Genomic DNA, 20,374 nt, shown 5'->3' on the forward strand with positions numbered 1-20,374 from the left:
ACAGAATACAAAACGCTTCCTACGTATTCTACATTTTGGAGGTTTCGTAGTATGAAGATTCTTGTTGTAGATGATGATGTCTATATTCAACAGCTTGTATCTATCCACTTAAGTCGAGAAGGGTATCAAGTATATAGAGCCAATCATGCCGAAGAAGCATTAGACTTTTTGGAAGAGAAAACAGTTGATTTAGCGATTGTCGATGTTATGATGCCCGGGATGGATGGGTTTGAATTGACAAAAATATTATCAAATGATTATGAAATCCCAGTTATTCTACTTACGGCTAAAGGACAAATCGATGATAAGGAACAGGGCTTCTTATCTGGTTCTGAGGACTATATCGTGAAGCCTTTTGAAGTGAAGGAACTTTTATTCAGAGTTGCCGTCGTTTTACGACGAGTCGAACGTGCTTTTGATACTGTTACAAAAGTTGGGAATCTCATGATTGATCGAAAGAACTTTGAGTTAATTATCAATCAAGAAACAGTTCTCCCACCTCTAAAGGAATTTGAAATATTAAGCTTATTAGCTTCACGTGTAAATAAGATCACCCCTAGATCTATACTAGTGGAAAAAGTATGGGGAGTTGATTATGAGGGGGGAGAACAAACCCTTAATACTCATATAAACCGAATTCGGGAACGTTTAAAAAGATACGAAGCTTCGGTAGAAATCCAAACCATCCGAGGAGTTGGCTATAAATTAGAGGTAACAAAATGAAGACTTTATATCGAAAGTTCATTGTTGCAACACTCATTATTTTAACAATAAGTGTCACTATAGGGATAATACTTGCAAATTTCATTTACATGACATCTACAAAAGAGAAAATTGACAAACAAAATGTGGAAATTGCACAACAAATTACATTCACTCTTGAGAATATGCATGCAGATAGTTCATCCCTTGAGCCCTTCTTGCAATCAATCGGAAATCTTGGTTATCAGATTTATGTGGTGAACAAATCGGGAAAAGATGCTTATTTTGGGGAACCTTTTAGCAAGACAGCTCTTCCTGAGGAGGCTATGGACGTTCTTACAGAAAAGGAAATTTACCATGGTATGAGTACTTTTTCCCATACGTTTTTAATGATGGGGCACTTCTCGAATGATGTAAAAAATACTGTAGGTGTACCCTTTAGAATGGGCGAGGAAGAATATGGCTTGTTTATCCGTCCAAATAATAAGCTGCTTTTTTCAGATATTCATATGATTCTAGCGTGGTTTTTTGTAGCAGTTGCAATTGTAAGTATTAGTGGGGTCATTCTTTTTGCTAAGCACCTAATTAAGCCGATTACAACGTTAACTGAAGCAACTAAAGAGATTACAAGGGAGAATTTCCATTATCCGTTAAAGATTGAGCGCAATGATGAGATTGGGCAATTAGTAGAAAGTTTTCATACCATGCAAAAGCAGTTACAGCATAATGATGAAGCACGAAAGTCCTTTATTAATAATGTATCACACGACTTTCAGTCTCCACTTATGAATATACAAGGTTATGCGGAACTTCTTCTTTCACAAGCTGTAACTGAGCAAGAATTCAGAGAATACTTACAGGTTATTGATCAAGAATCAAAACGACTTTCAAATCTAACAAAGCAACTATTGCTTATAACCTCACTCGATCAAAGTGCGTATCCGATGAGTATCTCCGAAGTGCAATTGGATGAACAAATTAAACAAACCATACGTAGATATCAATGGCGACTTCAAGAAAAGGAAATAGAAGTTTCTTATAAACTGCCATTTACTCGGATGAAGGCAGATGCAGAACTCATGATAAATGTCTGGGATAATTTGTTAACTAACGCAATTAAGTATAATGCTCAAGGTGGTAGTATTTGGATTGGATTAAGCAGGAATGAATCTTTCCTGACGATAGTGTTTAAAGATACGGGAATTGGTATGTCCGAAGAAGCGCTTAACCAAATTTTTGACCGGTTTTATCGAGTCGATTCTTCTAGAAAAAGAGATGGAACCGGACTTGGACTATCGATTGTTAAACAAATTATTGACTTACATGGAGGAGAAATCAAGGTTGATAGTAAGATTGGCGAAGGTACAACCTTTACAATCACGCTTCCAACTATGCATAAATTATTGGGGGAATAAAGAATGGAACAAACGTGGAGTTTACGACTTATTCGATTTTCAGCTATATTCGGGCTAATCGGTACGTTTCTTGGCTCTCATATGTCTGGAAATATGGATTATTCGTTGAGGCCGATTCATGCTCATATTCTATTAGTGGGATGGCTTTCAGTGTTTGCGTGGGGAATATTTTATAAGGTTTATACGATTAAATACAAAAGACTTGTTGAAATTCATAGTATCCTAGGAATGCTAGGTGCAGTAGGCTTGACCGTCGGAATGTGGATGTACAATTTAAATCCATTCAATCTTGATGAGACGTTTGTAATGGTATTCTTTATCGTCGGCGGAAGCTTACTTTTACTAGCTTTTATCCTATTCGTACCTATCACTTTTTTAATTGAAAAAAATGAGAAGAAGAACTACTAATCAAATTACAACCAATTGAAATAAAGTGCATCCCTTTAAAAAGGGGTGCATTTTGCTTTACTCGAAATATGCTTATTTAAGTAGAGGGTGCAACAATCGAGAAGGATTAATTCGAGGTCTTATTGAATAAGTTTATTAGAAAAAATAGAAAGCAGTGAAACAATGATAAGCTATGATAAAAATAACCGGTTTGAGTTGGTTGTCTCTAATGTAAGGACAACCTCTCAAGAAGTCGATTGTTCCGGTGCATCTGTACTTATTATTCATAATGATAAAGTAGTCACTGAAGAATATTGGGGGAAGCAATCCAATAAACCGAATGCAAGGCCTATTCAAGCAGATACCCAATTTCATGTTGCATCCGTTCGAAAAAGTTACATAGGCTTTGTCGTTGCATATGCCATAAACGAAGGTTTTATTGAGTCGATTGATGATGACATTACGAATTATCTTCCGAGTGAACAGCCAACTGAATTGATTGGAACAACAATCAGACATCTTATAACACATACACACGGGTTGAAGTTAGTTGATGGTGATGTATACCGAGAATTTGCGCCAGGTAGTAATTGGGCATATCGCGGGATTGGAGTTGACATGCTTACGCAAATTGTTAAAACAACATCAGGTCAATCAGTGGCTGAGATTGTTATGAACAAAGTACTGAAACCCTTACAATTAAAAGAGACTGGATGGTATGGAGAATTAAATGAAAAACTTGTAGAAGTGATACGAAAACCTGATAACCCACATTGGATAACAAGTAAAAGTACTACCGGTGACAAGATGAACATGTATGTATCAACTAGAGACTTAGCAAAATGGGGGTACCTACATCTGAAGAGGGGATTAGTAAATGGTCAGCAACTACTATCAGAGAAAATTTTTGATATGACTACAACTCTTCAAAGTCCGGAAGAATTAGATACGGAACTCCCACATAATGGCTTTCTCTGGTTTGTGAAAGATTTGTCTACGAGAAGATCAGAAATTGGAGACCTTGTACCTAAAGGTTCTTTCCAAATATTAGGGTATACGGGAGTTGCTCTATTGGTTATCCCCAAGCATAATCTTGTCGCTGTACGTGCTTTTAATAGTTTTGGATCTCCTGAAGGATTTGATTATCTAGCTGATGTTCGAAACTTTGGTGATGCAATCATGACTTGCTTATCAAACGAGTAGCAGGAATATGGTGAGCCATGTCGAAATAGTCATATAACAACATACGGAAATGTTCATAAGGAGGCATAAGACAGTGGATAAATTATGGATTCACTCTTCAAAATAAATAATTTTGAGGAGGAAAAGGAATGGAAATCAAATATAGTACTAGTAAAAATATTAATATACAACAATTAGAAAAATTGTATACAGATGTAGAATGGTATGCGTACACACAAGATTTAGACGTTCTAAAGCAGGCGATAGAGCAGTCGTTAGAGGTTATAACTGCTTGGAATGGTGATGAATTAGTCGGGCTAATTCGCATAGTTGGAGATGGTATAACTATTATCTACATTCAAGATATTCTTGTATTACACGCGTATCAAAATCAAGGAATTGCTACTCAACTTATGCAGCGGGTTTTGGAAAAATATAATAACGTTCGTCAAAAAGTGTTATTAACAGAAGAAGCTCCCGATGTAAGACATTTCTATGAAAAGAATGGCTTTGAGTCATGTGATCAGGGTTCTTTGGTCGCATTTGCGAAATTAAGGTAGTTTTAGAAAACGTTGCATTACTCTTAGTTGTGCAACGTTTTTTGTTGGGAAAGTAATCTACAAGAATGTAAGAAAGGAATGAGGGTTATTTGAGTAAGTATAAGGCAGTTCTGTTTGATTTAGACGATACTTTACTAGATAGGAATCAGGCAGTTGATCATATGTTTTTACTCATTTTAGAAAAGTGTTATATGAATGTTAACCAATCGGTTCGAGTTGATATGTTACATAGATTCAAAGATTACGATAAAAGAAGCTATGGTCATAGAGATAAATCCAACGTATTGGACTCGTTTTTTAACGATTTCCCACCATTATACAGATTGCCGCGGCATGAGATTCAAGATTTCTGGAATACTCATTTTCCTCATTGTTTTTCTATTGACCAAAGTACGTTAAATATTCTAAATATGATAAAGAAGCAAGTTAAAGTTGCAATTGTCACGAATGGCTCCTCTCAGAGGCAAAAAGCAAAAATAATGAACACTGACTTAAATAGTTATGTTGATGTAATCATTATTTCTGAAGAAGTGGGTTATTGTAAACCAGACAAGCGCATATTTGAGTTAGCCTTAAATAAGCTGAATGTGGAACCGGAAGATGCTTTATTTGTTGGAGATGATTTAGAAAAGGATATTGTCGGTTGTCAAAATGCCAGTATAAAGGGTATCTGGTACAATCCTCAAATGAGTAATAATGATACCGAAATCAAACCAGATGCAGAGGTTGATTCTCTTGGAAATTTAGTAGAGTATTTTACATAGAAAATTTAATGATCGTATTCCTGGGGGAGATATAATGTTAGTGGTTTTTGTTTTTTTTACACCAATAATTGCAGCAATATTTTTTGCGAACTGCATTTCAATTTTGAAGAAGGTGAAAGCGGGAAAAGATGTTCATAATCAAACTATTTTGGGTTCTTTGATGTTTGGATTTATCGTGCTTTCAATTGTTTGGTCTGTGCTATTTTCAAGTTAACGTTCAACCGATTGTTTTGTTAATTGTCAAAGTGGCATCCGAATAGCTATTCAGGATGCCACTTGCCTACCAAATTATCACGGTCAGAGGGTTTATCTTGTAATTAACAAAAAAACTAAACCTCAAATATAGTTAACCTTCAAGTCCATCTTTGCTTACTGGTTTAAATTCGACAACATCAGTTAATTTTATTAAGGTAGTCGGTTCTCCGTAAGGTAGTGTAGCATCAATAAATTCCTCAAGTATTTTCACTGATTCCGTTACTACTTTTACTAGATAACTATATTGACCTGCCAATCGGTGGCATTCCACTACTACCGGATGTTCTTTGCAAAAACTTCTAAACTTCTTCCCTTGTTTCGTATCGAATAAAATAAATGCTATTACAGTTTTATTTAGTTTTTCAGGGTCGATGATAGCCCTATATCCTTGTATAACTTCTTTATCCTCAAGTTTCTTTACTCTTTCGGTAGTTGCGGGTGTTGAAAGTCCAATCTTCTTTCCTAATTCAGTCATTGATATTCGAGCATTGTGTTGAAGATGTGTAAGAATGCTTTGATCTATTTCATCCATTTTAACTCCACCTTTACTTAAAAAATTTAGGAATATATATATAAGAAACATATTAAATGAAGTGAATCTTGTGAAAAACAATAAATTAAGTATGTAATAAGAATTATATACCAGATAAAATTGTAATCAATAAAGTTTATAACACCATATTATCCAGTGAGGAGAGAGTTTATATGGAAATATACCAAGCTAGTATTGAAGATATTGAAGGGTTATCAAATTTATTTAATATGTATCGTATGTTTTATCAACAAACATCAGATCTAGAAGGTGCCAAAACTTACATGAAAAATCGTATAGTAAACAAGGATTCTATTATTTTCGTTGCTAAAAATAAACACGAGTACTTAGGATTTGCTCAACTTTATCCCACTTTTTCATCAATATCCATGAAAAGAGCATGGATATTAAATGACTTGTATATCGATGAAAAGTACAGGAACCAAGGAATAGGAGAAATGCTACTACATAAAGTAAAAGATTTTGGAATTAGTACAGGTGCTAAAAGTATTAGCTTGGAGACCGCACCAGATAATTATGTTGCTCAAAGGTTATATGAAAAAAATGGTTACAAAAAGGAATCACATTTTTATCATTATGAATTGGACCTAGCAGAGTAGCCTTTATACTTATAAATTTTAAGGAGTGATTATCCAATAAGGGTAGTCGCTCTATTTCTATTTATAATAGTTTCCATACAATTCACCTTCATAATCCATAAGTACTAAAAAAGCACTATTTATCCGAAAAAATACATTTTAGAAAATGATTGGTACAAAATACCACCTTGAGGGAGGTAGAAAGATGCCGTCATTTTTTAAAAAGAACCCAAAACATCATCATGAAGTCTCCTTACCTGAGAGTGAAATTATAGAGTCAAAGCAAAAGAATATAAGCATCGATGCGGAACAAACAGCAAAAGAGGTTACGCAGATTTTCCAAAAGGATTTCGATTTTTCAACAAGAAGGTTTCATCTATTTGGTGAAACCCTGGCAGTTGTCCTTTATATGAGTAGCTTAGTTGATCAAGAAAAATTGGACAGAGATATTATTAAGCCTCTTCAAGAAACTAGACTCACTGACTCCTATATTAAATCCAAACTCAACACAAATAGTCTCACGTCGTCCCTACTTGAAGAAGTGCTCTATCATTGCTCAGGAGTATCTGAGTCAAGACTTTCATCTATATTATCGGGTTTATTAAGGGGACAATGTGTCGTTATCATCGAAGGGTCCAAACAAGCTCTCCTTCTTGACGCATTCAAACCTGAAAAGCGTAGTCTTACACAACCTGAGACTGAGAGAGTAGTGAGAGGTTCTCGTGATGGCTTTATAGAACAAATCATGACAAATGTATCTCTACTTCGTTATCGCTTGCCTGTCCCTGAGTTCAGAGTCGAGCAAACAGAAGTGGGTAGACGCACAAAAACAAGAGTAGGCATTTGTTATATGGAGGATATCGTAAACAAAGAGTTATTGAATGAGGTGAAAAAAAGGTTAAACAAGATTGACATTGACCGTATATTGGATGCCGGATATATTGAACAGTTTATTGAGGATAACCCTAGATCTCCGTTTCCGCAGGTGCAAAATACGGAACGGCCAGATAAAGCCGTAGGAAATTTATTAGAAGGTAGAATTGTTTTACTTGTAGACGGTTCCCCGTTTGTTTTGATTGTTCCTGCGGTATTTAACCAATTCTATCAAACGAGTGAAGATTATAATGAAAGATTTTTGATTACTAGTGCAATTCGTTTGATTCGTTTTATGTCTCTTATTTTTTCCTTAACATTTTCGGCCTTCTATGTAACAGTCCTTTCGTACCATCCAGAGATGATTCCGGCAAAATTTGTTGTTGCTGCTTCAAGCGGTCGTGCTGGGGTCCCTTTCCCCGTGTTTATTGAGGTATTAGTCATGGAGTTGGCGATGGAAATCTTACGTGAAGCAACCGTTCGAATGCCCCAACAGGTGGGTGGAGCGCTTTCTATTGTAGGGGTACTTGTTATTGGACAAGCAGCTGTTATGGCTGGCTTCGTTAGCCCAATAACAGTTGTCATAATTGCATTATCAACTATCGGTTCGTTTGCAACACCCTCATATAATGCAGCAACAGCTTTTCGGATGCTACGTTTCCCCCTAATCCTTTTCGCTGGAACCTTCGGCTTACTAGGATTAGCATTTGGGATTATACTCATCATCAATCATATGTTATCATTGCGTTCCTTTGGCGTTCCTTATATGGCACCTGTGGCTCCAGGGAATTTTAAAGGAATGAAGGATTCATTTATTCGTGCCCCACTACGTTGGTTGAAAAATCGTCCGGATGAGGTAAAACCGGAAGATAAGAAAAGGATAGATTTGAAAAAGGAAAGGGTACCAACGCCGAGGATTAAAGAAGGTGACAATAACAATGGATAAGCAACGAGAAAAAATAACAGTTGTTCAGTTTGCATTTATCGTCGTCAGCACCATTCTTGGAGTTGCAATGCTTGCTTTACCGAGATTTGTCGTTAGAGAGGCAGGAATTGGCGCTCCATTTGCAAGTTTCATTGGTGTCGGTTTAGCTTTCATTGGTCTATTAGGAGTTGTGTATTTAGGAAAAAGATTTCCGAAACATACACTAATACGATACAACGAAATCCTCCTAGGAAAGTCTTTAGGCCGTGTTTTTAGTATCCTTATCATTCTATTCTTTACGTTAAACATGGGGCTAGAAACACGACAATTTGCTGAGGTTGTAGCAGGCGCTTTACTTCCAAATACACCCATTCAAATTGTAATCTTTATGATGATATTTTTGTGTTTAACTACTGGGTTTCAAAGTGTTTCAACCTTTGCGCATATTCATTTTTTCTATATGCCGTTAATCATTTTTCCATTAGGACTAGTCTTACTTCCGGCGATTGGCGATATTGAAATTTATCACATTACACCCATTCTAGGAAATGACCCAACATGGAGAGAGTTTTTACGTGGAAGCCTTGTGGTGACACAATCAATGTTAAGCTTTTTCATTATTTCAATGGTTATACCATATATGAAACAACCAGAAAAATGTGTTAAAGGTGGAGTCTTGGGATTTCTAATAGCCGGCATATTTGTCGTGTTTATTTTATTCATGACAGTCGGAGTATTTGGGGACGTGGAAATTCTAGAAATGATTTGGCCGACATTAATTCTTGGAAGAATGGTGACAGTTCCAGGAGAAATTTTAGCAAGGGTAGATGCAATTTTGGTCATATCCTGGATATATGGTGTATTTACAACACTTTTATCCCACTATTTCCTTATTGTTCGCGGAATAGGGGAGTTATTTCGCTATTACAATTATCGGGTGATCGCAATTGCTGGATCCCCCATTCTTTTTTGTATTGCGATATTTCCACAGAATATTTATCAATTGTATGAATATTTAATGGCTGTAACCTTAACGGGACTTCCTTTAACGATTATATACCCAGTGATACTTTTGGCAATTGCAAGGCTAAGGAAAAAAGGAGGCATCTCTGTATGAAAATGATACGACTAATCATGTATCTACTCATATCTATGCTTATTTTAACAGGATGCTGGGATAGGTACGAACTAGAAGATCGTGCAAATATACTCGCACTTGCGATTGATCTTGCAGAAGGAGATGATGAAGCCGAAGTAACCCATCGTGAAGGAGATTTTCCAGGAGGGAAAAAAGGTGTTTTGTATAAGGTTACTGCTCAAGTTGCATTGCCGGGGAAAATCAAGCTCGGCCCTGAAGGAGGTGGAGGGGAAGGATCAGAAAAAACAGCGTGGTTGCTAGAAACCTATGGTCATACGATAAAAGATGCCATGTCTAACCTTCAGCAACAGCTTGCTGAAAAGCTGTACCTCGGTCATCTACAGATTATCGTGGTATCTGATGAAGTTGCAAAAAAAGGTGTTAGCGATATAAGTGAATTTTTTAAGCGTGATTATGAAGTGCGAAGAACGGCATGGATGGCGATTAATAAAAAGGATGCAGCAAAAGTGTTGCGAACAGCACCACCCCTAGAAACGGTACCTGCACTTTACTTGGGTGATACATTAGATAATGCCGTTCGTTTCGGAAAGTTACCCAGGGAATATCTTGGGGACTTTTGGGTAGATGTTTCAGATAAAGGAATTGACCCTATTTTGCCGGGGATAAAAGTGATTAACAATGACCGAATCCTGATTGATGGACTTGCCTTTTTTCGTGGTGAAAAAATGATGGGGCTAACATCTCCAATTGAGATTGGGGCCTTTATGGATATGAAGGAGAAAGATTCTGGTGGTTATCCTTTTAGCGTCTCGTTAGATGATAAAAGTGTTTACGTGATTCAAGGACAAGAACGAAGCTCTAAAATAAAAGTGAATATAGAAAATGGAACTCCAAGCGCGACAATTGATGTAAAAATTGATGCAAATTTAGAAGAAGCCATTGATGTTACCGTAAGTGGTGACAAAATCAAGCAGATAGAGAAGGCTGCAAATAAAAAAATGGAAGAAGTTAGTAGTGAGCTACTTAAGCAGTTACAGGAGCAAGGCTCTGATGTATTAGGGTTAGGTGCAAGGGTTAGAGCCAAATTTGGTACGTATTGGGACGAGGAAGTAAAAACCGATGAAGTATGGTCGGAAATCTACAAAGACATGAAAGTTAAGGTGACATTTGATTACTCCATTAGACGGACTGGAATGAATTGGGAGTAGGTAATTGTGAAAAGACAATTAATTGTTGTCTTATTGTTTGAATACTGAAAAACGAGCGGATAGAATGTTGATTATTTAACTATAATCAACATTCTAGTTGAAGTTAAAACGCGTTAAATGCTTCATTAAACTGTAGCTGAACTACCTGTTTATTTCACAACAAAAATAAGTTGGTTAAAAAGTGAAACTTTTCCCAATTATTATTCGTAGATACTATTATCAAATAATTTTCACAGGTAGGTACAAATATGTTAGAAAAAATTGATAAAGCATATTGGGTTGTATTATTGATTATTAGTTTAATAGTTGGTATTATTTTAGGTTTTATCGGACCTAATATGATTCATCACATATTGTTTAAACACGGAGAAACATTTTATGTGTTAACCCCTTTTCTATCAAACATTCTAATGCTGGTTGCAGTCGGATGTTTCGTTTTGTTCTGCATCGGTATGCTATTTGAAAAGAAAAAATGGAATTATACAGGGTTAGGATTCTTGGTGATTTCTATTTTAATATCTTACTTTGCAAATTTCGGAAACTATACTCTTTTTTCAGAACAGGACATCACTTTTAAGAAAATGCTTACAAAAGAAGTATACCATTGGAAGGATATCCAAGAAGCATCCTTAATCGAAGAGTATATTAAAAAAGGAAATACAACGGTAGGAGGCAATAAACAGTTTTACTTTACCTTCACTAATAACAAAGAAGTAGAATTAGAAATTCCCGACAGGAATATTGCAAATAAAATTAAACATAAACTTGCTGAATTTGATATTGACTTAAAAACTGAATAATTTCTTATTGTAAATGGACCGCTTCAACACCTCTACACATGAATAAGTGATTGTTTAGAGGGGAGTATAAACCTAAAAAGAGGTGATGAAAATGTCTAATATGATGAAACAAGAAGAAATTGAAACATTACGAGAGTTAATTAAAGATGTAGACACTGCCATGTTTACTACGGCTACTGAAGAAGGGCTCGTTTCTCGTCCCATGAAAACACAAGAAGTAGAGTTTGATGGTGACCTTTGGTTTTTCACTAAAAAAGAGACGGATAAATATGAAGAAATCATACATAATCAAAATGTGAATGTGGCCTATGTAGGTAAATCTTATGTTTCGGTTCGCGGAATAGCGGAAATCGTTGAGGATATAGGCAAGAAAAAGGAATTTTGGAGCAAAGCACATGAGAAGTTTATGCAAACTTCCTATGATGATCCTAACGTTATCTTGATAAAGGTAAAGGTCGACGCAGCTGAATACTGGGAACAAGGTAATTTCATAAAGAACATGCTCTTCTACTATAAACGAATGACAGGGCAAAGTGCTAAATCGTTAGATATGAATGAAACAATCGAATTGAATCATTAACAACCAAAATGGATTGTCCAGTCAGAGGACAATCCATTTCATCGTTATAAGCAGCATTAATTCCTTCGTAGATTAACTTCTTTTCGCTAGACAACTCATTATCTAACTTGAGCGGTGTTCTAGTCTACTTGGACTTTCCCGTTCCGAAACAAGTATGACAATCATGAACATGAACAGTTTCAAAAACTGAAGAAAAAAATCCCCATCCTGAGCAATCGGGACATATTTCCCTTTGAATTTTTTTATTTCGCTGTTTTTCTTTCCGATTTCCAAAGAAATCCATATAAATCCCCCTAAACTTTTATCTTTAGTAAAGTTTTCTTTATTCATTTTATATTTATCTTACACAACGTATTTTAAATTTGACTGCCGTCAAATTAATCTTCCTCAATTAACGTTACGATATAGACATAAGGTAATCGTAAAAGAGGAGGAGATAGAAAATGATTAATCACCATAAAAACCACTTAACACTCATTGCAGGAATTTTAATAGCGTTAGGCTTAGTGACAAAATGGATTGATATGTCAACATGGAGTAATGGACTCCTTCTGGCAGCAACCTTGATTGCAGGGGTTCCAATAGCTGTGAAAGCGTGGCAGTCATTACGAATGAAAACTTTCAGTATTGAATTACTTGTTACCGTTGCTGTTATAGGAGCAATTTTTATTCATGAATATATCGAATCAGCAATTGTTACGTTTCTGTTCTTGTTTGGAGCCTACCTAGAGTCGAGAACTTTGAAGAAGACTCGTGCTTCGTTACGAGAACTAGTAGACATGGCGCCCCAAGAAGCCGTTTTGCTTCATGAAGATGGTACCCGTGAAACCATTAGTGTGGATGCTGTGGTAAAAGGGTACCACTTGGTTGTTCTACCGGGTGGTAAAATTCCAGTTGACGGGGTGATTGTAAAGGGCCATGCCTCTATCAGTGAAGCGGCGATTACAGGTGAATCTGTTCCAGTGAACAAATCGAGGGATGATAAGGTATATAGTGGCTCAATACTCGATACGGGTTATGTTGAAATTATTGCAGAGAAAGTAGGGGATGATACCACTTTTTCAAAAATCATTGAGCTTGTAGAGGAGGCACAAGACTCAAAGTCAAAGGCAGAGCGTTTCCTTGATCGTTTCTCAAACTACTACACACCAGGTGTTGCGCTCCTTTCTGTTTTTGTCTATCTCGTAACTCGTGACTTGCACTTGGCAATCACATTTTTAGTCATTGCATGCCCAGGAGCTCTTGTTATTGGCGCGCCAGTTTCAAACGTAGCGGGGATTGGAAATGGCGCGAAGAATGGAGTGTTAATCAAGGGTGGAGACATTATGGAGAAATTCGCTAAAATCGATACATTAGTATTTGACAAAACAGGAACGTTAACGAAGGGTAAACCGGAAGTGACAGATTTGCATAATGTTAGCAGCATGCCGATTCATAAAATACTTGGTCTACTCGCAAAGGCAGAAACGATTTCTGAACACCATTTAGGTCGAACGATTATAAAGGAAGCACAGAATCAAGGAATTGATTTAAATGCATATTCAATCAGTGAAAGTGAAACAATCAAAGGGAAAGGGATTACCGCAACTGTCGAAGGATATTCGATTGTAGCTGGGAATCGTAAATTAATGGATGCAAAAGGAATTGAGCTTACTTCTGACACAGTACATCATGCGATTGAACGGGAAAAGGCAGGAAATACAGCTATCTATGTTGCTTTCAATCAAGAACTGGTTGCGATTATATCGATTGCTGACCAGATTCGTGAGGATGCAAAAGCAGCATTAGAGTATATGCGTTCAAACGGTATTAAGAGAATTGTCATGTTAACGGGTGATAACCGCCATACTGCTGAAGCAGTAGCGACACAGCTAGGAATTGATGAATTTCACGCTGAGCTATTGCCAAATGAGAAAGTTGAATACGTGAAGAATTTAAAAGCAGAAGGTGCGATTGTTGCGATGGCTGGTGATGGAGTCAATGATGCCCCAGCGATTGCGATTGCTGATATTGGGTTAGCGATGGGTGAGGGTGGTACAGACATATCAATGGAGACAGCGGATGTCGTCTTAATGGCAGACAAACTGTCCCAATACGCGCACTCTTTTGCCTTATCAAAAGCGACGATTCGAAATATGCGCCAAAATATTAGCATTGCTCTCATCGTTGTTGCGATACTACTTATCGGAGTCCTTACGGATCGAGTGCATCTTGCAGGAGGAATGTTCATCCATGAAGGCAGTGTCCTAGTGGTCATACTCAATGCAATGCGCTTAATTCGTTTTAAAACGAATGTTGGACAACGTAAGCAAATAAAAACCAAAAAGAAGAACAATTATTTTCTGGTGTTAGGTAAATGAACCAAAGCTGCTCGAATTTGAGTAGCTTTTTTCTACGAATCTAAAAAAAGTGAAACAAAATCTAAAGATAGGATACTTACTGTAATAGACAATCTATGTTTAAATAGAAGTGAACCATTTACAAAAAATGTTATGAAGAGGAGGAGGACACTATGAAACAAGTAAATATCGGTATGATTGGTTACAAGTTTATGGGAAAAGCTCATAGTCACGCATATCGCGATCTTCCACTGTTTTTTCCAGAAATGCTTCGTCCTGAAATGAAAGTAATTTGTGGCAGAAACAAGGAAGCGGTTACAGAGGCAGCGACACAATTTGGCTGGGAAGAATATACCACAGATTGGAAGGCCCTTATTGAGCGTGAAGATATTGATGTTATTGATATAAATGCGCCGAGTGATGTACATAAAGAGATTGCGATAGCTGCTGCAAAAGCAGGGAAACATGTTTTTTGTGAAAAACCGTTAGCGCTTACACTTCAGGATTCTAGGGAAATGCTAGAGGCGGTCAAGGCTGCAGGTGTGAAGCATATGATTGGTTTTAACTATCGTTTTACTCCAGCTGTTCGACTAGCAAAAAAGCTGATTGAAGAGGGAGCCTTGGGGGATATCTATCATTTCCGTGCTTGGTTTTTGCAAGATTGGTTGGTAGATCCGGACTTCCCACTTGCTTGGAGGCTTCAAAAAGAAATTGCTGGTTCTGGTTCCCACGGTGATTTGGGGGCACATTTAATTGATATGGCTCATTATTTAATTGGTGATATCACAGAAGTAATCGGAATGAGTGAGACATTTATCAAAGAACGACCACTCCCAACAAATATGACAGGGCTTTCAGCAACCGGAAGTAGTGAAGGTGAAAAAGGGCCGGTTACGGTAGATGATGCTACATTATTTATGGCCCGTTTTGAAAATGGGGCAATTGGTAGTTTTGAAGCAACTCGTTTTGCAACAGGGCACCGCAGTACAAATTCATTCGAAATTAATGGGAGTAAAGGTAGCGTCATTTTTGATTTTGAAAGATTGAATGAACTTCAGGTTTATTTTAAGGATGACCGAGAGGATGCCCAAGGATTCCGTCGAGTTGTGGCGACTGAGCCAAGTCACGAGTATATAGACCGTTACTGGCCAGCAGGGCACACAATTGGATATGAGCATACATTTATCCATGAAATTGTGGAATTAATGGATGCAATTGAAGAAGACCGCCAGCCTGTACCGAATTTTGAAGACGGTGTTAAATGTCAAGCTGTACTTGAGGCAGTAGAGCATTCAATTGAAAAACGACAATGGATTCAACTATCTGATATTTAGAAGGAGCGCTCAATTATGAATAAAAAAGCATTAATCGTTTGGGGTGGCTGGGATGGTCATGAACCTGAACAAGTGGCCTATCTTTTTAAAAACATCCTTGAAGAAGAGAACTTTAATGTTGAAGTTTCGCATTCGCTGGATACATATGCTGATACTGAAAAACTACAAACACTAGATCTACTAATTCCGCATTGGACGATGGGAGAGATTGAGAAGAAATATGTTCTCAATATTTCACAAGCTGTAGCAAGTGGAGTTGGCATCGCGGGCTGTCATGGGGGAATGTGTGATTCATTCCGCAATAACGTAGATTGGCAGTTTATGACGGGCGGTAATTGGGTAGCTCATCCTGGTAATGATGGGGTTGAGTATATGGTAAATATCAAGCATAGCTCAAGTCCGTTGCTTGATGGGTTACGTGATTTCAAAGTGGTTAGTGAACAATACTATCTTCACTTCGACCCAGCAGTTGAAGTTTTAGCAACTACTAGATTCCCGGTAGTCGACGGACCACATGCGACCAATAAAGCTGTTGATATGCCAGTTGTTTGGACAAAGCGTTGGGGGCAAGGACGAGTATTTTATAGCTCCTTAGGTCATCATGCGGATATTATCGAAATGCCCGAAGTTTCACTGATTATGCGTCGTGGTTTCTTATGGGCTGCAGAAGGTAAGCAATTGGCTAACCGTGAAGCTGTATCCGGTGATATTCGTTCGTATACAGGCATGGGAGATAGTCAGTAAACGATATTCGCGCACATTCTCATCTACAAATGGAGGAACGACCTATGAGTACAGTGAAACTTGGCATTATTGGCTGTGGCACAATTAGTTCGATTTATATGGAAAATGTTCAAAAATTTGATCACCTCGAGCTTGTTGCTTGTGCCGATTTAGATGTTTCGCGGGCACAGCTTCAGGCCGAAAAATATGGGATACCTAAGGCGTATTCTGTTAATGAATTATTGGCTGATGACGAAATTCAGTTAGTCATAAATTTAACGATTCCACGCGCCCATGCTTCAGTTAGTCTTCAAGCATTAGAAGCTGGAAAGCATGTGTATACGGAAAAACCACTAACTGTTTCCCGGGAAGAAGGGAAACAGGTGTTAGAAGCTGCGAAGAAAAATAATCTTCTTGTTGGTAGTGCTCCAGATACATTTTTAGGTGCAGGCATTCAAACTGCGGTTCATCTGATTGAAAATGGTGAAATTGGTGTACCAATTGGAGCATCTGCTTTTATGATTATTCGAGGCCATGAACATTGGCACCCAGACCCTGCCTTTTATTATGATCATGGTGGAGGACCAATGTTTGATATGGGACCGTATTATTTAACGGCATTGGTCGCGCTTTTAGGTCCAATGAGACGAGTTTCTGGGTCAACTCGTATTAGTTATCCAGAGCGAACCATTTTAAGTGAGCCGAAAAAGGGTACGAAAGTCAAAGTGGTTACTCCTACTCATATTGCGGGAACGATTGATTTTGAATCTGGTGCCATTGCAACGATTACAACGAGCTTTGATGCTTTTGGAGGAACATCTCTACCACCTATTGAGGTGTATGGAAGTGAAGGGACGTTGCTAGTTCCTGATCCAAATCGTTTCGATGGGACCGTAAAAATTAGAAAAAGAGATGAAAAGGAATTTGTAGAAGTCCCGCTTATTTTTGACAATCCACAGAATAACCGTGGTATTGGGGTAGCGGACATGGCTAAGGCCATTCTACATCAAGAATCGTTCCGTTCAAATGGCGAACTAGCTTACCATGTTCTTGAAGCCATGCATGGATTTCATGATTCATCCGCCAATGGCACACATTATCATTTGGAAAGCACGTGCAGACGACCTGAACCACTTAAAGGGTAGAAAGTGTAATAAGAACGTAAAACGTTTAAAGGCATTGCGATTGTGCAATGCCTTTAGAGTTATATAAATGACTAAAATATGTGCACCCAAAACAATGAAAGCCCTGCCTCTCTTTCATCCTTACGGCTCCTTGGCCGTGCCAGTGTGAATCAGGGGTAAAAACTTTTTTATCTAGTTATTTATTAGATATTAAAACATCGGGCAAGTGAAATATACATCGGAAATAGGAATAAAATGGTAGAAATGACAAAGAGGTTCATGCTCAATAGGTGAGTTAAAGAAGATGCCCCAAATAAAGGACATATTCCCCAAAAACCAGGACATTTTTGGGAGAATTAATACAAACTGCTAATTAACTCTTAACTGAAACTTTTGATTTGATTTTCAGTAATTCCTTTAATTAAATTCAGTTCACTAATCAAAAATTCATGTGCGTTAGCCAACATTTTCTTCTCGCTTGTATTAAGTGTTTTCTCTTTCTTCATACGCATTAAATCACGTACAACTTCAGCGCATTCTTGAATTTTACCTGTTTTTATTTTATCTGTGTTCACTTTAAATCTTTGTTTCCAAGGTAGTAAACGATCTGATTCTCCATGCAGAAAAATGTGAATGAGGTGTTTTAACGCAATTATGTCAGTAACAGGGCGTATGCTAGAACTCACTATTTTGCTAGTAGGTATCATGATTTGCATATTACTGATTAACATTTTTATAACATAATATTGCTGTTTTTTTCCTGAGACTTCCTTTTCTTCTATGGCTTTAATTATACCTACGCCATGCATTGGATAAACAATGTTATCGCCTACTTGATACAAATAACCCACCTCCATATTTAATAACCTTCTTAACCTTAACACAGATTCTATTTTATAACAAATTTTTAATAATATCATATTTTTATTTTGTGTGTCAATATATTTGGTTTAAAAAAGAAAAACACAAGTATAAGGTAGGTAGTTTACCACGCAGATTCTAAAACCTTACTATTCTTAATCTATGTAAACTTCATATATTGAAAAAGTAAACTGTAACACTTTAGGGCATTAGCACATATGGTAATAAGTCTAAAAATGGAGCTAACACACAACGAACTCCACTTAAGACTTATTTTTGGAGGTGGATGGACCATTACTTCTATATCTATACAAGGCGAATACAAACCTGTATTGAACGTCCTTCATACACAAGTAGCGATTAACGAAATGAAACATTATTTTGAAGATAAGTTCTCGAAGTCACTGCGTTTATTAAAGGTCCTGGCCCCGTTATTGGTTCAAACTGACGAGGGAATTAATGATGATTTAAATGGATACGAGCGAGTCCTATCATTTGATGCTGCTGATATTAAGAATAAAAATATTGAGGTGGTTCAGTCTCTTGCCAAATGGAAACGGGTCGCCCTAGGTAATTATGGGTTTTCAAAGGGTACTGGTTTGTATACCGATATGCATGCCATTCGTAGGGACGAAAAGCTCGACAACCTTCATTCAATCTATGTAGATCAATGGGATTGGGAGAAAATCATTTCAAAGGAAGAGCGAGACTTAAACACTCTTAAACGAGAAGTGAGAAAAATATATCAGGCAATTAAATCGACTGAGCTTCACCTATATGACCTTCATTCAGAATTAACACCTGTATTGCCTAATCAAATCTTCTTTATTACATCCCAAGAGCTTGAGGATATGTACCCTTATAACACCACAAAAGAACGAGAATATATTATCTCAAAAAAACATGGTGCGGTTTTCGTCATGCAGATTGGAGGTGTATTACGATCTGGTGAGGGCCATGATGGACGATCACCAGACTATGATGACTGGACATTAAATGGAGATATGCTTTTTTGGAGTCCACTTTTAAACACTGCTGTTGAAATTTCTTCCATGGGCATACGCGTTGATGAAAAAGCCCTCCTTAAACAATTAAAATCTTCCTTTCATGAAGACCGCAAAAGCTTACCTTATCATCGAGCCGTGCTGGAGAGAAAGCTTCCCCAAACAATCGGTGGAGGAATTGGCCAGTCAAGACTATGTATGTTTCTTTTGAAAAAGGCCCATATCGGAGAAGTGCAGGCCTCCGTATGGAATGATCAAATCATAAAAGAATGCAAAGAACAAAATATAGTTCTTCTTTAATCTAGACAAAAGCTTAAATGAGGATTTGGAGATGATTCCGCATTTAAGCTTTTTCACATTAATTATTTGTTGCTAATCTTCCAAGTGGTCCATTTTCATCGATGATATCTTGAATGTCGTAGAGGGAAATTGGAAACATAGGGAAGCCAAATACATATGGGGTGAGTTCATAAAGCTGGAAGTAGATGACAAGGGTTTTGTCAGCAACATAAAAATCTTGGTCCGGACTAATTGTAGTAAAATCAGAAATCAGACCAATATCACGTACTTTGATTTGTTCGTGAATGAGTATAGATAACCTTTTGACATAGTCACTTCCTGGTTTGAAAAGATCCTTGAGGTCGCAACATCTTCCGCGGTTAAGATCAAAAGTTAAAGATTTGATTATGGTATTCCCATGGGCAGCTCTGTCATGGTAGGTGTAGTTTGATTGAGTAAGACTTAGGACTTGCCTCTGGTTGTTTTTTATTTCGTAGTGACCTAGCATTTCAGCAACGGTAGAAGGTGAATCTCCAACCTGGGTCGAAATCAACGTTTGGGCTTGCTGGATAATCGATTGATTTATAAGATGCAGAAGTTGTCGGTTTCGCATTCTTTCAACTTGTGGGTAAAAGACCCTCTTTTGAGGATCAAATCTAAACGTACGAGTTATTGTACTAACTGGAAATGAAATAGGCATTTGTCACAATCCTTTTTTCCTTATCGTATTCCACTCAACCTAGGTGTGTGCGTGATTATAGAAATTCTCAAAAGCTTCAATGCATGATTTGTCCATTTTTCGAATAACTATTAACAAGACAAGGTTGGA

Annotated in this window: 21 protein-coding genes; 18 read left to right on the forward strand and 3 right to left on the reverse strand. The window is 37.3% G+C overall.

Going from position 1 to position 20,374, the window contains the following annotated elements; all coding sequences use genetic code 11:
• The first annotated feature begins 51 nt into the window (after positions 1 to 51).
• The 7 genes from CZ490_RS03250 (at position 52) to CZ490_RS03280 (ending at position 5,224) form a co-directional block, all read left to right on the forward strand.
• Positions 52 to 723: a response regulator transcription factor gene (locus CZ490_RS03250; RefSeq protein WP_077617540.1), complete on the forward strand. Its 672-nt coding sequence runs from the start codon at positions 52 to 54 to the stop codon at positions 721 to 723.
• Positions 720 to 2,117, forward strand: coding sequence for a sensor histidine kinase (locus CZ490_RS03255; RefSeq protein ID WP_077617541.1), 1,398 nt, complete (start codon positions 720 to 722; stop codon positions 2,115 to 2,117). The genes CZ490_RS03250 and CZ490_RS03255 overlap by 4 nt, the downstream gene beginning before the upstream one ends.
• 3 nt (positions 2,118 to 2,120) lie before the next feature.
• Positions 2,121 to 2,525 (forward strand): hypothetical protein, encoded by a 405-nt coding sequence (locus CZ490_RS03260; RefSeq protein ID WP_077617542.1) that lies wholly within the window; start codon positions 2,121 to 2,123, stop codon positions 2,523 to 2,525.
• 162 nt (positions 2,526 to 2,687) lie between these two features.
• Positions 2,688 to 3,707: a serine hydrolase domain-containing protein gene (locus CZ490_RS03265; protein WP_234987163.1), complete on the forward strand. Its 1,020-nt coding sequence runs from the start codon at positions 2,688 to 2,690 to the stop codon at positions 3,705 to 3,707.
• Positions 3,708 to 3,835: 128 nt separating this feature from the next.
• Positions 3,836 to 4,246 (forward strand): GNAT family N-acetyltransferase, encoded by a 411-nt coding sequence (locus CZ490_RS03270; protein WP_077617543.1) that lies wholly within the window; start codon positions 3,836 to 3,838, stop codon positions 4,244 to 4,246.
• 89 nt (positions 4,247 to 4,335) lie between these two features.
• Positions 4,336 to 5,010, forward strand: coding sequence for an HAD family hydrolase (locus CZ490_RS03275; RefSeq protein WP_077617544.1), 675 nt, complete (start codon positions 4,336 to 4,338; stop codon positions 5,008 to 5,010).
• Between the two features lie 34 nt (positions 5,011 to 5,044).
• Positions 5,045 to 5,224: a hypothetical protein gene (locus tag CZ490_RS03280; protein ID WP_077617545.1), complete on the forward strand. Its 180-nt coding sequence runs from the start codon at positions 5,045 to 5,047 to the stop codon at positions 5,222 to 5,224.
• A 132-nt stretch (positions 5,225 to 5,356) separates the two neighbouring features.
• Here CZ490_RS03280 and CZ490_RS03285 read toward each other — a convergent pair whose 3' ends face one another.
• A complete protein-coding gene (locus CZ490_RS03285; protein WP_077617546.1) occupies positions 5,357 to 5,797 on the reverse strand; it encodes an Lrp/AsnC family transcriptional regulator in 441 nt (146 codons plus the stop codon).
• 173 nt (positions 5,798 to 5,970) lie between these two features.
• Here CZ490_RS03285 and CZ490_RS03290 point away from each other — a divergent pair, with 173 nt between their 5' ends.
• The 10 genes from CZ490_RS03290 to CZ490_RS03340 all read left to right on the forward strand — a co-directional run bounded on the left by CZ490_RS03290 (position 5,971) and on the right by CZ490_RS03340 (position 17,422).
• Positions 5,971 to 6,417 (forward strand): GNAT family N-acetyltransferase, encoded by a 447-nt coding sequence (locus tag CZ490_RS03290; RefSeq protein WP_077617547.1) that lies wholly within the window; start codon positions 5,971 to 5,973, stop codon positions 6,415 to 6,417.
• Between the two features lie 184 nt (positions 6,418 to 6,601).
• The gene (locus CZ490_RS03295) at positions 6,602 to 8,215 is read left to right on the forward strand and encodes a spore germination protein (RefSeq protein WP_077617548.1); all 1,614 of its coding nucleotides are present in this window, start codon (positions 6,602 to 6,604) and stop codon (positions 8,213 to 8,215) included.
• Positions 8,208 to 9,311, forward strand: a complete 1,104-nt coding sequence (locus tag CZ490_RS03300; RefSeq protein WP_077617549.1) for a GerAB/ArcD/ProY family transporter — start codon at positions 8,208 to 8,210, stop codon at positions 9,309 to 9,311. The genes CZ490_RS03295 and CZ490_RS03300 overlap by 8 nt, the downstream gene beginning before the upstream one ends.
• Positions 9,308 to 10,501 carry a Ger(x)C family spore germination protein gene (locus CZ490_RS03305; protein WP_077617550.1) on the forward strand — a complete coding sequence of 398 codons (1,194 nt, stop codon included), beginning with the start codon at positions 9,308 to 9,310 and terminating at the stop codon, positions 10,499 to 10,501. The genes CZ490_RS03300 and CZ490_RS03305 overlap by 4 nt, the downstream gene beginning before the upstream one ends.
• A gap of 248 nt (positions 10,502 to 10,749) precedes the next feature.
• Positions 10,750 to 11,301, forward strand: coding sequence for a hypothetical protein (locus tag CZ490_RS03310; protein WP_077617551.1), 552 nt, complete (start codon positions 10,750 to 10,752; stop codon positions 11,299 to 11,301).
• Between the two features lie 91 nt (positions 11,302 to 11,392).
• On the forward strand, positions 11,393 to 11,881 hold the full coding sequence (locus tag CZ490_RS03315) for a pyridoxamine 5'-phosphate oxidase family protein (RefSeq protein WP_077617552.1): 489 nt from the start codon (positions 11,393 to 11,395) through the stop codon (positions 11,879 to 11,881).
• A 443-nt stretch (positions 11,882 to 12,324) separates the two neighbouring features.
• Entirely contained in the window at positions 12,325 to 14,241 is a 1,917-nt protein-coding gene (locus CZ490_RS03325) for a heavy metal translocating P-type ATPase (RefSeq protein ID WP_077617554.1), read from the forward strand.
• 152 nt (positions 14,242 to 14,393) lie between these two features.
• Positions 14,394 to 15,554 (forward strand): Gfo/Idh/MocA family protein, encoded by a 1,161-nt coding sequence (locus CZ490_RS03330; protein WP_077617555.1) that lies wholly within the window; start codon positions 14,394 to 14,396, stop codon positions 15,552 to 15,554.
• Between the two features lie 15 nt (positions 15,555 to 15,569).
• Positions 15,570 to 16,298, forward strand: a complete 729-nt coding sequence (locus CZ490_RS03335) for a ThuA domain-containing protein (protein WP_077617556.1) — start codon at positions 15,570 to 15,572, stop codon at positions 16,296 to 16,298.
• 44 nt (positions 16,299 to 16,342) lie between these two features.
• Positions 16,343 to 17,422 (forward strand): Gfo/Idh/MocA family protein, encoded by a 1,080-nt coding sequence (locus CZ490_RS03340; RefSeq protein ID WP_200801540.1) that lies wholly within the window; start codon positions 16,343 to 16,345, stop codon positions 17,420 to 17,422.
• Positions 17,423 to 17,781: 359 nt separating this feature from the next.
• Here the strand turns inward: CZ490_RS03340 and CZ490_RS03345 are convergent, their stop codons facing one another.
• A complete protein-coding gene (locus CZ490_RS03345) occupies positions 17,782 to 18,258 on the reverse strand; it encodes a CarD family transcriptional regulator (RefSeq protein ID WP_077617558.1) in 477 nt (158 codons plus the stop codon).
• A 336-nt stretch (positions 18,259 to 18,594) separates the two neighbouring features.
• Here CZ490_RS03345 and asnA point away from each other — a divergent pair, with 336 nt between their 5' ends.
• Complete coding sequence (asnA, locus tag CZ490_RS03350; protein ID WP_268762193.1) at positions 18,595 to 19,566, forward strand: aspartate--ammonia ligase; 972 nt, start codon at positions 18,595 to 18,597, stop codon at positions 19,564 to 19,566.
• Positions 19,567 to 19,624: 58 nt separating this feature from the next.
• Here the strand turns inward: asnA and CZ490_RS03355 are convergent, their stop codons facing one another.
• A complete protein-coding gene (locus CZ490_RS03355; RefSeq protein WP_077617559.1) occupies positions 19,625 to 20,245 on the reverse strand; it encodes a DUF3298 and DUF4163 domain-containing protein in 621 nt (206 codons plus the stop codon).
• Positions 20,246 to 20,374: the final 129 nt, after the last annotated feature.

The sequence above is a fragment of the Litchfieldia sinesaloumensis genome (assembly GCF_900156865.1).
Lineage (GTDB): Bacteria > Bacillota > Bacilli > Bacillales > Bacillaceae_L > Ferdinandcohnia > Ferdinandcohnia sinesaloumensis.

Excerpts from the sequence above, each read along its gene's own strand:
- CZ490_RS03280 (WP_077617545.1), top strand. The coding sequence starts at position 5,045 with ATGTTAGTGGTTTTTGTTTTTTTTACACCAATAATTGCAGCAATATTT.
- CZ490_RS03250 (WP_077617540.1), top strand. The coding sequence starts at position 52 with ATGAAGATTCTTGTTGTAGATGATGATGTCTATATTCAACAGCTTGTA.
- CZ490_RS03295 (WP_077617548.1), top strand. The coding sequence starts at position 6,602 with ATGCCGTCATTTTTTAAAAAGAACCCAAAACATCATCATGAAGTCTCC.
- CZ490_RS03345 (WP_077617558.1), bottom strand. The coding sequence starts at position 18,258 with ATGGAGGTGGGTTATTTGTATCAAGTAGGCGATAACATTGTTTATCCA.
- CZ490_RS03290 (WP_077617547.1), top strand. The coding sequence starts at position 5,971 with ATGGAAATATACCAAGCTAGTATTGAAGATATTGAAGGGTTATCAAAT.
- CZ490_RS03310 (WP_077617551.1), top strand. The coding sequence starts at position 10,750 with ATGTTAGAAAAAATTGATAAAGCATATTGGGTTGTATTATTGATTATT.
- CZ490_RS03260 (WP_077617542.1), top strand. The coding sequence starts at position 2,121 with ATGGAACAAACGTGGAGTTTACGACTTATTCGATTTTCAGCTATATTC.
- CZ490_RS03315 (WP_077617552.1), top strand. The coding sequence starts at position 11,393 with ATGTCTAATATGATGAAACAAGAAGAAATTGAAACATTACGAGAGTTA.
- CZ490_RS03265 (WP_234987163.1), top strand. The coding sequence starts at position 2,688 with ATGATAAGCTATGATAAAAATAACCGGTTTGAGTTGGTTGTCTCTAAT.
- CZ490_RS03325 (WP_077617554.1), top strand. The coding sequence starts at position 12,325 with ATGATTAATCACCATAAAAACCACTTAACACTCATTGCAGGAATTTTA.
- CZ490_RS03285 (WP_077617546.1), bottom strand. The coding sequence starts at position 5,797 with ATGGATGAAATAGATCAAAGCATTCTTACACATCTTCAACACAATGCT.
- CZ490_RS03270 (WP_077617543.1), top strand. The coding sequence starts at position 3,836 with ATGGAAATCAAATATAGTACTAGTAAAAATATTAATATACAACAATTA.
- CZ490_RS03300 (WP_077617549.1), top strand. The coding sequence starts at position 8,208 with ATGGATAAGCAACGAGAAAAAATAACAGTTGTTCAGTTTGCATTTATC.
- CZ490_RS03305 (WP_077617550.1), top strand. The coding sequence starts at position 9,308 with ATGAAAATGATACGACTAATCATGTATCTACTCATATCTATGCTTATT.
- CZ490_RS03255 (WP_077617541.1), top strand. The coding sequence starts at position 720 with ATGAAGACTTTATATCGAAAGTTCATTGTTGCAACACTCATTATTTTA.
- CZ490_RS03340 (WP_200801540.1), top strand. The coding sequence starts at position 16,343 with ATGAGTACAGTGAAACTTGGCATTATTGGCTGTGGCACAATTAGTTCG.
- CZ490_RS03330 (WP_077617555.1), top strand. The coding sequence starts at position 14,394 with ATGAAACAAGTAAATATCGGTATGATTGGTTACAAGTTTATGGGAAAA.
- CZ490_RS03335 (WP_077617556.1), top strand. The coding sequence starts at position 15,570 with ATGAATAAAAAAGCATTAATCGTTTGGGGTGGCTGGGATGGTCATGAA.
- CZ490_RS03355 (WP_077617559.1), bottom strand. The coding sequence starts at position 20,245 with ATGCCTATTTCATTTCCAGTTAGTACAATAACTCGTACGTTTAGATTT.